The sequence below is a fragment of the Metapseudomonas boanensis genome, assembly GCF_018704125.1.
GTDB classification, from domain to species: Bacteria; Pseudomonadota; Gammaproteobacteria; order Pseudomonadales; family Pseudomonadaceae; genus Metapseudomonas; species Metapseudomonas boanensis.
On sequence record NZ_JAGTIS010000010.1, the window covers coordinates 99225 to 113027 of the forward strand.

The 13803-nt window shown below is 64.8% G+C and carries 13 protein-coding genes and 2 riboswitches; of the genes, 7 read left to right on the forward strand and 6 right to left on the reverse strand.

Translation table 11 applies throughout. The features are described 5' to 3' along the window. Positions 1-6 precede the first annotated feature (6 nt). Positions 7-474, forward strand: coding sequence for a bacterioferritin (gene bfr / locus J7302_RS17960; RefSeq protein WP_215377728.1), 468 nt, complete (start codon positions 7-9; stop codon positions 472-474). Between the two features lie 134 nt (positions 475-608). Here the strand turns inward: bfr and cobN are convergent, their stop codons facing one another. Together cobN and cobW are read right to left on the reverse strand one after the other, a co-directional pair. Then, positions 609-4343, reverse strand: coding sequence for a cobaltochelatase subunit CobN (gene cobN / locus J7302_RS17965; RefSeq protein ID WP_215377730.1), 3735 nt, complete (start codon positions 4341-4343; stop codon positions 609-611). 115 nt (positions 4344-4458) lie between these two features. Further along, on the reverse strand, positions 4459-5511 hold the full coding sequence (cobW, locus tag J7302_RS17970; protein ID WP_215377732.1) for a cobalamin biosynthesis protein CobW: 1053 nt from the start codon (positions 5509-5511) through the stop codon (positions 4459-4461). Between the two features lie 103 nt (positions 5512-5614). Further along, positions 5615-5808: riboswitch (cobalamin riboswitch) on the reverse strand. A gap of 59 nt (positions 5809-5867) precedes the next feature. Next, positions 5868-6083, forward strand: a riboswitch (cobalamin riboswitch). Between the two features lie 111 nt (positions 6084-6194). Between cobW and J7302_RS17975 the strand changes: the two genes are divergently transcribed. The 6 genes from J7302_RS17975 (at position 6195) to J7302_RS18000 (ending at position 10257) form a co-directional block, all read left to right on the forward strand. Beyond that, positions 6195-6380, forward strand: a complete 186-nt coding sequence (locus J7302_RS17975; RefSeq protein ID WP_215377734.1) for a CbtB domain-containing protein — start codon at positions 6195-6197, stop codon at positions 6378-6380. Between the two features lie 10 nt (positions 6381-6390). Next, a complete protein-coding gene (locus J7302_RS17980; protein ID WP_215377736.1) occupies positions 6391-7101 on the forward strand; it encodes a CbtA family protein in 711 nt (236 codons plus the stop codon). Between the two features lie 70 nt (positions 7102-7171). Then, positions 7172-7582, forward strand: coding sequence for a cobalamin biosynthesis protein (locus J7302_RS17985; protein WP_215377738.1), 411 nt, complete (start codon positions 7172-7174; stop codon positions 7580-7582). After that, positions 7579-8352 carry a precorrin-4 C(11)-methyltransferase gene (gene cobM / locus J7302_RS17990; RefSeq protein ID WP_215377740.1) on the forward strand — a complete coding sequence of 258 codons (774 nt, stop codon included), beginning with the start codon at positions 7579-7581 and terminating at the stop codon, positions 8350-8352. Before J7302_RS17985 ends, cobM begins: the two co-directional genes overlap by 4 nt. Before the next feature lie 98 nt (positions 8353-8450). After that, positions 8451-9335, forward strand: a complete 885-nt coding sequence (locus J7302_RS17995) for a sugar nucleotide-binding protein (protein ID WP_215377742.1) — start codon at positions 8451-8453, stop codon at positions 9333-9335. Beyond that, positions 9328-10257 carry an NAD-dependent epimerase/dehydratase family protein gene (locus J7302_RS18000; RefSeq protein ID WP_215377744.1) on the forward strand — a complete coding sequence of 310 codons (930 nt, stop codon included), beginning with the start codon at positions 9328-9330 and terminating at the stop codon, positions 10255-10257. Before J7302_RS17995 ends, J7302_RS18000 begins: the two co-directional genes overlap by 8 nt. A gap of 198 nt (positions 10258-10455) precedes the next feature. On the opposite strand, the gene J7302_RS18005 is transcribed toward J7302_RS18000, so the two are convergent. The 4 genes from J7302_RS18005 to J7302_RS18020 form a co-directional block, all read right to left on the reverse strand. Next, on the reverse strand, positions 10456-11127 hold the full coding sequence (locus tag J7302_RS18005; RefSeq protein WP_215377746.1) for an OmpW/AlkL family protein: 672 nt from the start codon (positions 11125-11127) through the stop codon (positions 10456-10458). Positions 11128-11266: 139 nt separating this feature from the next. Next, positions 11267-11785, reverse strand: a complete 519-nt coding sequence (locus tag J7302_RS18010) for a DUF3299 domain-containing protein (RefSeq protein WP_215377748.1) — start codon at positions 11783-11785, stop codon at positions 11267-11269. A gap of 7 nt (positions 11786-11792) precedes the next feature. Then, on the reverse strand, positions 11793-13055 hold the full coding sequence (locus J7302_RS18015; protein WP_215377750.1) for an ABC transporter permease: 1263 nt from the start codon (positions 13053-13055) through the stop codon (positions 11793-11795). A gap of 1 nt (position 13056) precedes the next feature. Then, positions 13057-13764: an ABC transporter ATP-binding protein gene (locus tag J7302_RS18020; RefSeq protein ID WP_215377753.1), complete on the reverse strand. Its 708-nt coding sequence runs from the start codon at positions 13762-13764 to the stop codon at positions 13057-13059. Between the last annotated feature and the right edge of the window lie 39 nt (positions 13765-13803).

A 13803-nucleotide genomic window follows, 5' to 3' on the forward strand; every position in this document is an offset into this window, starting at 1 on the left:
TGTGACATGCAAGGGCAAGCTGAAGTCGTCGAGTACCTCAAGGACCTTCTACGCGGAGAACTGGCCGCCCGCGACCAGTACTTCCTGCACTCGCGGATGTACCAGGACTGGGGCTTCACCAAGCTCTACGAGCGTATCAATCACGAGATGGAGGAGGAGACTCAGCACGCCGATGCCCTGCTGCAGCGCATCCTGTTCCTGGAAAGCTCGCCGGATATGCGCCCCAAGACCATCCATCCAGGCCAGACCGTGCCGGACATGCTGCGCGCTGACCTCAAGCTGGAGTACGACGTGCGTGCCGCGTTGAGCAAGGGCATTACCCTGTGTGAGAAGCACAAGGACTACGTCAGCCGCGACATTCTCACTGCCCAGTTAAAGGACACCGAGGAAGACCACGCGTACTGGCTTGAGCAGCAGCTCGGCCTGATCGACCGCATCGGCCTGCAGAATTACCTGCAATCGCAGGCGTCCTGATCTCACCGCTGTACCTTGGTTCGTAGGATGGGGCGGGCGGCGTTCCGTGAGTATCGGGATACCCATCGATCGCCGCACCAATGTTGGCTATCGCTGCGCTTCACCCATCCTACGCTAGAGGCCTCGGCAGCAGGTCACTGCTCCTCGATATCCAGCATCAGGTTCTCGATCGCTTCCCGGTATTCCCCCGGGTTTTCCCACAGCCCGCGTTGTTGCGCTTCTACCAATCGCTCGGCAATGTCGCGCAGTGCTTCGGGGTTGTGCTGCTGGATGAAGGACCGCGTGTCGGCGTCCAGCAGGTAGGCATCGGCCAACAATTTGTACTGGTGGTCGTCGACCAGTTCGCTGGTGGCGTCGAAGGCAAACAGGTAGTCGACGGTGGCCGCCAGTTCGAACGCGCCCTTGTAACCGTGACGCTTCATGCCGGCGATCCACTTGGGATTGGCGGCCCGTGAGCGCACCACACGACTCAGCTCCTCTTTGAGGCTGCGGATTCGCGGCAGGTCCGGCTGGCTGTGGTCGCCGTGGTAGCTGGCGACCTTCGCACCGCGCAGGGTTTCGGCTGCTGCGAGCATGCCGCCCTGGAACTGGTAGTAATCGTTGGAATCGAGGATGTCGTGCTCGCGGTTGTCCTGGTTGTGCAGCACCGCCTGCAAGCGCTCCAGGCGCTGGGCGAAGCGCTCGCGCGCCGGTGTGCCGGCATCCTGGGCGCCATAGGCGTAGCCACCCCAGTTGAGGTAGACCTCGGCCAGCTCGGCACGGTCCTGCCATTGGCGTTCTTCGATGGCCCCCTGCACGCCCGCGCCGTAGGCACCGGGCTGGGCGCCAAAGATGCGCCAACCGGCTTGCAGGCGAGCGTCTTCGGCATTCAGACCGTCCGCTGCGAGGCGCACGCTTTCCTGCTTCACGCGGGCGGCCAGGGGGTTCAAGTCTTCGGGCTCGTCCAGGCCGGCCACCGCCTGCACGGCGGCATCGAACAGACGGATGAGGTTGGCGAAGGCATCGCGGAAGAAGCCGGACACGCGCAGGGTGACGTCCACCCGCGGGCGGTCGAGTAAGGACAGCGGCAGGATCTCGAAGTCCTCCACGCGCTGGCTGCCGGCCTGCCACACTGGGCGTACGCCCATCAGGGCCAGGGCCTGGGCGATGTCGTCGCCGCCGGTGCGCATGGTGGCGGTGCCCCAGACCGAGAGGCCGAGCTGGCGCAGATGGTCGCCGTGGTCCTGCAGGTGGCGTTCCAGCAACAGGCTCGCGGACTGGAAGCCCAGGCGCCAGGCAGTGGGCGTGGGCAGGTTGCGCACGTCCACGGTGAAGAAGTTGCGCCCGGTGGGCAGCACGTCCAGGCGTCCACGGCTGGGCGCGCCGCTGGGGCCGGGCGGGACGAAGCGGCCTTCCAGCGCCGCCAGCACGCCGCCGATCTCGCCGCTGCCGCAGGCATCCAGCGTGGGCGCGATGACCGTGTGCAGGTTGTGGATGACTGCATCACTGGCGGGGCCGACGGATTCGAAATCCGCTGTCTCGATCATCCGTAGCGCAAGCAGTTCCAGGCGTTCACGGGTGTCGCCATTGCTCCGCCAGGGCTCGTTGCTCACGGCTTCCAGAACGCCGGGGCGCGGGCCTTCCCAGTCTTCGGCCCAGTTGCAGTCCAGCGGGTCACGGCCCAGTTGCAGGTCAGCGGCCAAGGCGCGCAGCAGGCTGGCGTTGGCGCCTCGGCCATCGCCACGGGGGACGCGTACCAGTGAGAGCAGTGTGTCGTCACGCAGGCGCCCACTGGGGGCTTCGCCGAACACGTGCAGGCCGTCGCGAATCTGCGATTCCTTGAGGTCGCAGAGGTAGGCATCGAGTTGTGGCAGCCAGCTTTCCGGATCGTCGCTGAGGCTGAGGTTCAGCTCGCGGTCCAGGGCAGTGGCTTTCACCAGTTCGAGGATTTCCCCGCGCAGCTGCACGGCACGGCGCGGGTCGAGCAGGGAGGCATCGTAGTACTCGTCGGCCAGGCGTTCGAGGTCACGCAGCGGGCCGTAGTTTTCGGCGCGGGTCAGCGGTGGCATCAGGTGGTCGATGATCACCGCCTGGGCGCGGCGCTTGGCCTGGGCGCCCTCGCCGGGATCGTTGACGATGAAGGGATAGATGTTGGGCAGTGGGCCCATCACCGCATCTGGCCAGCATTCTTCCGAAAGGCCGACGCCCTTGCCCGGCAGCCATTCCAGGTTGCCGTGCTTGCCGACATGGATCAGGGCATCGGCGGCGAAGACTTCGCGCAGCCAGAAGTAGAAGGCAAGGTAGCCGTGGGGCGGTACCAGGGCAGCATCATGGTAGATGGCCGCCGGGTCCAGCTGGTAGCCGCGCGCCGGCTGGATGCCGACGAAAGCGAGGCCGAAGCGCAGGCCGGCGACCATCATCCGACCATTGCGGAACATCGGGTCCTGCTGCGGTTCGCCCCAGCGTTCGCGCACCGCGCGCTGGTTGGCCTCGGGCAGGCGGGCGAAGCAGGCGAGGTAGTCGGGGAGTGCCAGGCTCTGGGCGCAAGGGCGCAGATCGAGGCTGTCGAGGTCGTTGCTGACGCCGCCGAGCAGCTTGTGGATAAGTGCTGTGCCGCTGTCCGGCAGGCCTGCCACGGGATAACCCTCGGTTTCCAGCGCACGGAGGATGTTCAGGGCGGCCGCTGGTGTGTCCAGACCCACGCCGTTGCCGATGCGGCCATCGCGAGTGGGGTAATTGGCCAGGATGAGGGCGACGCGTTTGTCGGCATTGGCCTTGCGTGCCAGCAAGCACCAGCGCCGCGCTAGTTCGGCGACGAAATCCATGCGCTCCGGTTGCGGCAGGTAGCAGACCACGTCGCTCTGGCTGCGCTCGCTGCGCCAGGCCAGGCCCTTGAAGCTGATGGGGCGTGTGATGATCCGTCCATCCAACTCCGGCAGGGCGATGTGCATGGCAAGGTCTCGGGGACCGAGGCCTTGCGGGTTGTCGCGCCAGAGCGGTTCGTTATCCAGCGAGCAAATGGCCTGCAGCACGGGGATATCGCGCCTGAATGGGCGCCGTCTGGGCGCGTCAGGGTTGGACTGGGCGAAGCCGGTGGTGTTGATGATCAGCTCGGCCTGCGCTTCGTCCAGCCAATTTTCCACAGTTTCCAGGCACGCTGCTTCCTTGAGGCTGGCGACGGCGATGGGCAGTGGATTCAGGCCCAGGGCGGCCAGGCGTTCGCAGAAAGCGTCGATAAAGGCGGTGTTCGCCGCTTGCAGGTGGGTGCGGTAGAAGAGCAGGGCGGCGACGGGCTGATCGGGGCGCCAGCCCGCCTGCCAGTGCGTCAGTTCGGCCTGCGGCTGGCGCGGGTGGTAGATCGCTACGCGGGGCAGGGCACGGGGCTCGCTCCAGGGATGGTCGCGCCCCAGCCATTGGCTGGCGATAAAGCCGAAGAGTTGCCGGGCATTGTCCAGGCCACCCTGGCGCAGGTACTGCCAGAGGCGATCCGCGTCCTCGACCGGCACGTTGCACAGGCTGGCCAGCTCTGGGTCGGGGCGGTCATCGCCGGGAACCAGGATGAGCTTTGCGCCACGCTCGGCCAGGGTCACCAGCTGTTCAATGCCGTAGCGCCAGTAACCGACGCCGCCATGCACCGAGATCAGGATCACCTTGGCGTGCTGCAGCACCTCATCGACGTAGAGGTCGACCGAGGCGTGGTTCTGCAGCTGCATTGGGTTGGCCAGGCGCAGGCTTGGATAGTCCGCCGGCAGTTCGCGGGCGGCCTCGGCCAGCAGCGCCAGATGCGAGTCGCCGCTGCAGAGGATCACCAGTTCGGCGGGCGTCTGCGCCAGATGGGCGATACCGTCGTCGGGGACGAAGCCGCCGGGCTGGGTGCGCAGGAGGTGCATGGCGGGACTCCAGATGGTGTAGGAGCGAGCGTGCTCGCGAAGGGTTTGCCGCGATTCGCGAGCACGCTCGCTCTTACGATCCGATCAGCTCGGTAGGAGGGGTTGGGCGCAGTGATCAGGCGAGTGCGGTTCTCAATTCATTGGCAATCACCGCCTGGTCAAGCTCCTGTCCAATCACCACAAGCCTTGTGCCACGGGCTTCGCCATTCAGCCACTGGCGATCGAAGTGCTTGTCGAAGCGCTTGCCGACGCCCTGGATCAGCAGGCGCATGGGTTTGCCGGGGATGGCGGCGAAACCCTTGATGCGCAGGATGTCGTGGCGCTCCACGAGTTGGCTGAGGGCGTCGAGCAGGGGCCGTTCCTCGACCTCCGGGAGGTCGACGTGGAAGGAGTCGAACTCGTCATGGTCGTGGTCTTCGTGCCCTTCGTGGTCGTGGTGGGTGGGGCGGCTGTCGATGTGCAGTTCGGCCTCTGCATTCAGGCCCAGCAGCACGGAGAGCGGCAGCTTGCCGCTGCTGGCTTCAACGATCTTCACCGCTGGCGGCAGCTCTTCGGCGACTTCGGCGCGTACGGCAGCCAGGACTTCGGCTTCCAGCAGGTCGGCCTTGTTGAGGATTACCAGGTCAGCGCTGGCGAGCTGGTCTTCGAACAGTTCGTGCAGGGGCGACTCGTGGTCGAGGTTCGGATCCTGCTTGCGCTGTTCATCCACTTGCTCGGGGTGTGCGGCGAAGGTGCCGGCGGCGACGGCGGGGCTGTCGACCACGGTGATTACCGCATCCACGGTGCAGGCGTTGCGGATTTCCGGCCACTGGAAGGCCTGTACCAGTGGCTTGGGCAGCGCCAGGCCCGAGGTTTCGATAAGAATCTGGTCGAGGTCGCCACGGCGTGCGACCAGTTCGCGCATCACTGGGAAGAACTCTTCCTGCACGGTGCAGCACAGGCAACCGTTAGCCAGTTCGAAGACGCGGCCCACGGCCTCTTCCTCGCTGCAGCCGATGGAGCACTGTTTGAGGATCTCACCATCGATGCCCAGTTCGCCGAACTCGTTGACGATGACTGCGATGCGGCGGCCTTCGGCATTGTCGAGCATGTGGCGGAGCAGGGTGGTCTTACCGGCACCGAGGAAGCCGGTGACGATGGTGACGGGGAGTTTGGCCAGGGTTTTCATGCGCGGCAGCCCTTTGCTGGGAATCGATCGGATCGGCGGGCGTGCAGGACGAAGGCGCGGGTGGTCCCGGCCTGAATTCGCCACCGGATCACCCCGCCCGGTTGTCAGAAAGCGTTGCGAGGCAGGTCTCCTGGCTCACAGCCTGGCGCGGTGCGCCGTCTTTCCGCCTTCCCGCCCAAGGGCAGTGGCTGTGGATAAGACTTCAGCTGTTCACAGTTGCGGGGGCAGCCGTGGCCTTGACCACGTTCCCTCTTAGCTCCGACGCATGGTCGGAGAACCTCGAAAGGGCAGAAGGCTACGCAGCACGCCAACGGCGGTCAATCACGGGAGTTGACGCCTTGTCGGACTCATGGTGTCCTAGCACGGTTTTTTCAGGTGCCCTGCGTCGTCGCGCGCGGGGTGAAACGGGAAGCCGGTGCGTCCATCTCGGACCAGTCCGGCGCTGCCCCCGCAACGGTAGGCGAACGTAGGGATCGGTAGGCCACTGTGTCGTTGAGACATGGGAAGGCGATCCCGCTCTGCAACATGCAGGCGTCGCAAGCCCGGAGACCGGCCTGGAAGCTCAGAGTTTGGCAAACCCGCGGTGGGCGGGCGCAAGCCGGAAGCGTGGACGCGCTTGTGTCCGCGTCCCTCGCGCATGCACCCTTCTGCCAATATCAGTCGTCATTGCAGAGGGAACTTCCATGTCCAGCAGCGCCTTGTCTCAATCCGCAGTCGCCTCGTCTTCACTGACCAAGCGCCTGGTCCTGGCCATCAGCGCCGGGCTGATTGGTCTCTCGCTCGTCTACTTCGCCGGCTTCTCTCATCTCGAGGCTGTACACAACGCTGCTCACGACACCCGCCACAGTGCCGGCTTCCCCTGCCACTGAGGAGGTTTCGATGATCAAGCGTATTGCCCAGACCGCAGGTTTTGCCGGTCTGATCGCCGCCGTGCTGCTGACCCTATTGCAGAGCTTGTGGGTCACCCCGTTGATTCTCCAGGCGGAAACCTACGAGACGGCCGAGCCCGCCGCCCAAGTGGAGCACGCCCACGAGCATGAGGCTTCCGGCGCCGTCGCCGCACATAGCCATGAGCACGATGCCGAAGCTTGGGCGCCGGAAGATGGCTGGCAGCGCGCGCTGTCTACCGGAGGTAGCAATCTGGTGGTCGCGGTCGGCTTTGCTCTGATCCTCGCCGGACTGTTCAGCCTGCGCGGCCCGAGCCGCGCGTGGCAGGGCTTGCTCTGGGGGCTGGGCGGTTTCGCCACCTTCACGCTGGCGCCTTCCATTGGATTGCCGCCCGAACTGCCGGGAACTGCCGCCGCCGATCTGGCTCAGCGCCAGGTCTGGTGGATCGGCACCGCCGCCTCCACTGCCGTCGGGCTGGCGCTGATCGCCTTTGGCCGCCACTGGATCCTGCGCGTCGCAGGTCTGGCGCTGCTGCTGATTCCTCATGTAGTGGGTGCGCCTCAGCCCGAAGTGCACTCCAGCCTGGCGCCGCAAGCCCTGACCCATGAGTTCATCGCAGCCTCGCTGATTACTAACGCGCTGTTCTGGGTTGCCCTTGGTTGGGCGGCTGCCTGGCTCTACCAGCGGCACGCTCAAGCGTGAGCCTGCGCAAGTCCAACCCCTCAGGCGGTGTTACCGCCTGCGGGGTTTTGTTTTTTTTCAGGGGGCGGCCATGAGGTTGGTGGCGGGCCTTGGCTGTCGGCGCGGCTGCTCGGCCGAAGAGCTTCGGGGTCTGTTGATGCAGTGCCTTGCCGAAGCCGACCGGCCGCTCAGCACGCTGGTTGCGTTGGCCAGCAGCGAGCACAAGGCCGGTGAACCGGGTTTGCATGACTTGGCCCAGCAACTGGGGTTGCCCCTTCATTGCCTGCCGAGCGCGCGCTTGGCGGCCTACGATGGACAACTCCAGCAAGCTTCGGACCTGGTCCTGCGTACCACCGGCAGCGCTGGTGTCGCCGAAGCTGCAGCCTTGGCCCAGGCATTTGCCTTGTCCGACGGATCAGCCGAACTGCTTATCGAGAAACGCTGCAGCGCCAGCGCGACCTGCGCCCTGGCCTGCATTGATGATGAGGCGCAGCAGCCATGACGGTCTATTTCATCGGCGCCGGTCCCGGTGATCCGGAACTCATCACGGTCAAGGGGCAGCGGCTGATCCGCACCTGCCCGGTGATTCTCTACGCCGGCTCGCTGGTGCCAGAGGCCGTACTGGAAGGACATAACGCCGAGCGGGTGGTGAACACGGCCGAACTGCACTTGGAGGAGATCGTAGCGCTCCTGGCTGAGGCCCATCGCAAGGGGCAGGATGTGGCGCGGGTGCATTCCGGCGACCCTTCTCTATATGGCGCCATCGGCGAGCAGATCCGCCATTTGCGCGAACTGGGGATTTCCTACGAAGTAGTGCCGGGGGTGACAGCCACCGCTGCCTGCGCCGCGCTGCTCGGTTGTGAGCTGACCCTGCCGGACATCTCGCAAACCCTGATCCTCACCCGCTACGCCAGCAAGACGCGAATGCCCGAAGGTGAAGCACTGGGCGACCTGGCCCGCCACCGCGCGACCATGGCCATCCACCTTGGGGTCAACCAGTTGGCGAACATCGTCGACGAATTGCTCCCGCATTACGGCTCCGCCTGCCCGATAGCGGTGATTCATCGTGCCAGCTGGCCGGACCAGGATCAGGTAACCGGCACCCTGGCCGATATCCTGCCGAAGGTCGTAGCCAAAGGATTCCGCCGGACCGCGCTGATTCTGGTCGGACGGGTGCTGGGCGCCGAGGGCTTTGCCGACTCCTCGCTCTATTGCGCTGGCCATGGCCACTTGTTCCGCCCACCGGGAGGAGCTGAGCCGCCACGCGGCTAGTGACGTCTGGCCACTAAACACGCAGAATGCGAATTTTATGCGGCGGGTTCCCACCCCACGCGATCCTTCTAACCGGCCTTGAGCGACCTGATTTCCCTATGCGAATGCGCTTGATGCTGTTGGGTGGCGGCAATGCACTTGGACAGGCGCTGATTCGCCTCGGCGCCGAAGAAGACATTGGCTTTCTCGCGCCGCGTCCGCCCGAACAGGGCTGGGACGCCGCCAGCCTGACCCAGCTGCTCGACGACACACGGCCCGACGCCGTGATCAACCTTGCCTACTACTTCGACTGGTTCCAGGCCGAAGCGGTCGATGCCGCCCGGTTGGCTGCCCAGGAACGTGGCGTCGAGCGACTTGCCGAGCTTTGTCAGCACCACGGCATCATCCTGCTGCAACCGTCGAGCTACAGGGTGTTCGACGGTTCGCGGGCCACCGCCTACAGCGAGAAGGACGAAACCGTGCCGCGCAGTCAGCGTGGCCAGGCACTCTGGCGCATGGAGCAGAGCGTGCGTGCGGTATGCCCCAAACATGTGCTGCTGCGTTTCGGATGGCTGCTGGATGACAGTCGGGAAGGTTCGGTTGGCCGCTTCCTCCAGCGTGCTGAAAAGGACGGCGAGATATCCCTGGCGGATGACCGTCGCGGCAACCCGACACCGGCAGATGATGCTGCTCGCGTTCTACTTGCCGTGCTCAAGCAGCTCGATTGCCAGGCGCCGCTCTGGGGCACCTACCACTACGGCGGCCATGAGGCCACCACGCCGCTGGCCCTGGGCCAGGCCTTGCTCAGTGAGGCGCGCAGCCTGCATCCGCTGAACGTGCAGGACATCCTGCCCCAGGCCCACGCGGCCCGTCCCGATGCGGCAGACGAGCCGCAGAATGCGGTGCTGGCCTGCAAGAAGATTCTCCATACCTTCGGCATCAAGCCGCGTGCCTGGCGCGCGGCCCTGCCGACTCTTCTGGATCGTTACTACCGTCATGGCTGACTCCCCCATCCTGATTACTGGTGGTGCCGGTTTCATTGGATCGCACCTGACCGACGCACTGCTTGCCAAAGGCCACAGCGTCCGAGTTCTGGATAACCTGTCCACGGGCCGTCGCAGCAACCTGCCGCTGGAAAACCCCCGGCTTGAACTGATCGAAGGCGATGTCGCCGATGCGGCCCTGCTGGCACGTCTCATGGCCGGCTGCAAAGCGGTCGCGCATCTGGCGGCGGTGGCTTCGGTTCAGGCTTCGGTTGACGATCCGGTGGCGACCCACCAGAGCAACTTCGTCGGCACCCTGAACGTGTGCGAAGCCATGCGCCTGCAAGGCGTGAAGCGCGTACTGTTCGCTTCCAGCGCAGCGGTTTACGGACAGAACGGCGAGGGCCAGGCGATTGATGAGGAAACCCCCAAGGCGCCCCTGACGCCCTACGCTGCCGACAAATTGGCCAGTGAGCATTACCTGGACTTCTACCGTCGGCAGCATGGGTTGGAGCCGGCGGTTTTCCGTTTTTTCAATATTTTTGGGCCGCGCCAGGACCCGTCCTCGCCTTATTCGGGTGTGATCAGCATCTTCACCGAGCGCGCTCTGGCCGGTTTGCCGATCACGGTGTTCGGCGATGGCGAGCAGACTCGCGATTTCGTCTATATCGGCGATCTGGTGCAAGTGCTGGTGCAGGCACTGGAGCAGCCTGCTGTCGAAGCCGGTGCAGTGAACGTCGGCCTCAACCAGGCCACCAGCCTCAAGCAGTTGCTGGCGGCCATCGAGGGAGTGCTGGGCGGGTTGCCTGCGATCACCTATGCCGCACCGCGCGCCGGGGATATTCGTCACTCGCGAGCTTGCAATGCCCGTTTGTTGCAGCGCTTCGACTTCCCGCAAGCGACGCCGCTGGGCGTGGGTGTTGCTCGCCTGCTGGGCCGCTGAGCCGGTATCAGGGACTTATCTTGTAGGGGCGAGTTCATTCGCCAAGGGCTGCGCGGCAGCCCCTACAAGTCCAAAGGGCAGACCTTTGCTCTGCTTGGCAAATGATTTCTTCCCTACAGTGTTTTTCCTCGCATTCGTGCCCACAAAAAAGGCGCCGGAAGGCGCCTTTGAACGGGGATATCCCCAGGGAATGCTCGGTTAGAAGCGATAGCCGACACCGACCATGTAGACCCACGGGTCCACGTCCACGTCCACTTTCACTTTGCCAACACCGGCCAGGTTGGTGGTGGCCTCGGTGTCGATGTCGAGGTACCACACCGCAGCGTTGAGCAGCACGTTCTCAGTCAGCATATAGTCCATGCCCGCCTCGAAGCCAAGGCCCCAGGAGTCATCCAGCTCCAGATTGCTGAAGCCCTGGCCTTTGCGCTGGCTGGTCAGGTCTTCATCGAAGAACATGGTGTAGTTCAGGCCTGCACCGACGTAGGGCTGGAATGCAGAGCTGGACTCCATTGGGTAGTACTGCAGGGTCAGGGTCGGCGGCAGATGCTTGATGTCGGCCAGCTTGCCGTCCAGTGCGCCAAGACCCTTGACGCCTACTTCATGCTTGAACGGAGTGGCGGCCAGCAGGCCGATGCCGACGTGGTCGGTGAACATGTAGGTGCCGGTCAGACCCAGCTGGGTGTCGCTGTCCAGAGTTGCCTTGGTGCCCGCGACCTTGGTACCGGCGATGGACAGGTCGGAGCTGTCCTCACGGGGATCGACGGTGGCTGCGCCTGCACGGACGATCACGTCGCCGGCCTTGTGGGCTTGGGCAAGAGGGGACGCGATGGCGAGAGCGAGCAGAGACGCGGTCAGAAGGTGCTTGTGCATGGATGGCTCCAGTCAGTCCTGAATTTTGGTTGGCTAGGCGCAGTTTCTTTGACAGCAGGTATCCGTGTTTTGACCCAGAGCAATGCTGGGCGGGATGCCCGGCCTAGAGCGGCGGATTGTCGCAGGGGCCCGCTGCAACTCAGTTGGTCGGCGTTTCGTACGGGTAAATCTTGCTGGCTTCCATCTGGTAGCCGGCTTCGGCCAGTTCGCTGCTGATGGGCTTGACCTGCAGCGGACCTTCAATCCAGAACGGCTGGTACAGCGCATCCATCCGTACGCCCAGTTCACTGGTCACATGGACGATCTGGTTCGATGGTGGCGGCGGTACGTGGATGCAGGCGCCGAAGTAGGGCACCAGCAGGAACTCGGTGACACGGCCCTCCTCAGTCACATCGAGCGGAACGATGTAGCCGGGTAGTTTCACTTCCTGGCTATCCAGCGCCTCGACCACAGGGGCCGCCGGCGATTGCTGGGTTGCGGCAGGGCCGGACTCCGCTGCCAGGGCGTCGGAGAGTTGCGACAGGTCGTGGATGGCGGCTGGCGGCGGAGGTGGCGGGGCGTCCGCCGGGATCATCTCGGACCAGGTCAGCTCACGCACCTCACTAGCCCAGAGTGGCGTGGTGACGATCAAGAGGAGGGCCAGCAGGTTGCGCTTCATCAGATTCTCACAGGCGGATGGATAGGCCGTCGGCCAGCGACTGCCGATAGGCTTGCCAGGCTGGCACTGCACCCATCAACAGGGCGGCCGCCAGAATAGCGCCGAGCAGCGCCCACTCATAGAGACTCGGGAACGCCAGCGGCAGGTAGAGGCCGTAACTGGCCTGCACATAGCCCTGGCTGATGCCGATACCGAGGTACAACAGGGCAACGCCGAGCGCCGCTCCTGCCAGGGCAAGGGTGACGGCTTCCAGGACCAGCAGGCTGCCGATGTGCCAGGGGCGGGCGCCCACCGAACGGAGGATGGCCATCTCCCGGCGGCGCTCATTGAGGCTCGTCAGGATGGCGGTGAGCATGCCGATCAACCCGGTCAGCACGACAAACAGAGAAACCACGAAAAGTGCTTTCTCCGCCGTGCCCATCAGGCTCCAGAGCTCCTGCAGGGCAACGCCGGGGAGGGTCGCCAGCAACGGTTCGCCGCGAAACTCGTTGATCTGCCGCTGCAAGGCGAAGGTGGCGATCTTGCTGTTGAGCCCGAGCAGGAAGGCGGTGATTGCCTTGGGCTGCAGGTCCATCGCCCGAGCCTGTTCGGCACTGACCTTGCCTTGGCCGCGTGCCGGCACGCCGTTCTGCCAGTCGACGTGCAGCGCTTCCATGCCGGCGAGGGAGATGTGCAGCGTGCGGTCCACTGGGGTGCCGGTGCGCCCGAGTATGCCGACCACGGTGAACGGCTTGTCGTCATGCTGCGTCAGGCTGACAGTGCTGACGCCGTGAGCTAGGACGATCTTGTCGCCAAGCTTGTGATGCAGGGCTTCGGCCACTTCGGCGCCCAGCACCACCTCGAACATATCGGCGAAGGGCTTGCCCCGGGCCAACTGCAGCGGTTGGCCGTGGCCGTAGCGGTAGTGCTGGAAGTAGGCAGGGCTGGTGCCCATCACCCGGTAGCCGCGGTGGGAGTCGCCGAGGGAAATGGGGATGGCCCACTTCACGCGGCGGTCCTGGGCAATGGCTTCGAAGCTGTCCCAGCGGATGTTGTTGGTGGCGTTGCCGATGCGGAATACGGAATACAGGAGCAGGTTCACCGAACCGGAGCGGGCGCCGACGATCAGGTCGGTGCCACTGATGGTGCTGGCGAAACTGGCGCGAGCTTCGGTGCGGACACGCTCCACGGCCAGCAGCAGGCAGACCGATAGTGCGATGGCAAAGACTGTCAGCAGGGCAGTGAAGCGGCGGTTGGCCAGGCTGGCCAGGGCCAGGCGCAGCAGATACATCTCAAACCTCCAGAGGGCGCGCGGCGTGATTCAGGTCGGCCAGCGACAGGCTACGGTCAAACAGGGACGCCAGGCTCTGGTCATGGCTGACGAACAGCAAGCTGGCGCCGGCTTCACGGCACTCGGCGAAGAGCAGTCGCAGGAAAGCTTCGCGGGCATCGGCATCGAGCGCCGAGGTAGGTTCGTCGGCGATCACCAGTTCCGGTTGGCCGATCAGTGCGCGGGCAGCGGCGACCCGCTGCTGCTGGCCGATGGAGAGGGCATCAGCTCGACGTCCCAGCAGATCTTCCTTGAGACCGAGGTGGCGTAGCAGTGTTGCGGCGGCCTGGTCGACACTGCCGTGGCGCTGGCGCGCGCGTTCGGTGCGCAAGCGGGAGAAGTGGCAGGGCAGCTCGACGTTCTCGCGCACCGAGAGAAACGGCAGCAGGTTGAATTGCTGGAAGATGTAACCGGTGTGGCCGACTCGAAAACGATCACGGGCGCTGGGGGAGAGCTGAGTCAACTCCTGGCCGAGCAGTCGGATGCTACCGCGATTGGGGTTCTGCACGCCGCCCAGCAGGCCGAGCAGTGTGGTTTTGCCACTGCCGCTGGGCCCCTTGAGGAACAGGCTTTCGCCTCGTTGCAGACGGAACTCGGGGATATCCAACAGTTCCGGGTGGCCGGGCCAGGCAAAGCCCAGCCCCTGGAGTTCGATCAGTGTCTGGCTCATGGATGGCCAGCCGGGTTGCTCCGGCTGGTTCTACGTTGG

What these genes read in the sequence shown, in the direction of transcription:
- cobM (WP_215377740.1), top strand. Translation starts at nt 7,579, where the DNA reads ATGACGGTCTATTTCATCGGCGCCGGTCCCGGTGATCCGGAACTCATC.
- J7302_RS17995 (WP_215377742.1), top strand. Translation starts at nt 8,451, where the DNA reads ATGCGAATGCGCTTGATGCTGTTGGGTGGCGGCAATGCACTTGGACAG.
- cobW (WP_215377732.1), bottom strand. Translation starts at nt 5,511, where the DNA reads ATGAAAACCCTGGCCAAACTCCCCGTCACCATCGTCACCGGCTTCCTC.
- J7302_RS17985 (WP_215377738.1), top strand. Translation starts at nt 7,172, where the DNA reads ATGAGGTTGGTGGCGGGCCTTGGCTGTCGGCGCGGCTGCTCGGCCGAA.
- J7302_RS18020 (WP_215377753.1), bottom strand. Translation starts at nt 13,764, where the DNA reads ATGAGCCAGACACTGATCGAACTCCAGGGGCTGGGCTTTGCCTGGCCC.
- J7302_RS18015 (WP_215377750.1), bottom strand. Translation starts at nt 13,055, where the DNA reads ATGTATCTGCTGCGCCTGGCCCTGGCCAGCCTGGCCAACCGCCGCTTC.
- J7302_RS18000 (WP_215377744.1), top strand. Translation starts at nt 9,328, where the DNA reads ATGGCTGACTCCCCCATCCTGATTACTGGTGGTGCCGGTTTCATTGGA.
- J7302_RS18010 (WP_215377748.1), bottom strand. Translation starts at nt 11,785, where the DNA reads ATGAAGCGCAACCTGCTGGCCCTCCTCTTGATCGTCACCACGCCACTC.
- J7302_RS17975 (WP_215377734.1), top strand. Translation starts at nt 6,195, where the DNA reads ATGTCCAGCAGCGCCTTGTCTCAATCCGCAGTCGCCTCGTCTTCACTG.
- cobN (WP_215377730.1), bottom strand. Translation starts at nt 4,343, where the DNA reads ATGCACCTCCTGCGCACCCAGCCCGGCGGCTTCGTCCCCGACGACGGT.
- J7302_RS17980 (WP_215377736.1), top strand. Translation starts at nt 6,391, where the DNA reads ATGATCAAGCGTATTGCCCAGACCGCAGGTTTTGCCGGTCTGATCGCC.
- J7302_RS18005 (WP_215377746.1), bottom strand. Translation starts at nt 11,127, where the DNA reads ATGCACAAGCACCTTCTGACCGCGTCTCTGCTCGCTCTCGCCATCGCG.
- bfr (WP_215377728.1), top strand. Translation starts at nt 7, where the DNA reads ATGCAAGGGCAAGCTGAAGTCGTCGAGTACCTCAAGGACCTTCTACGC.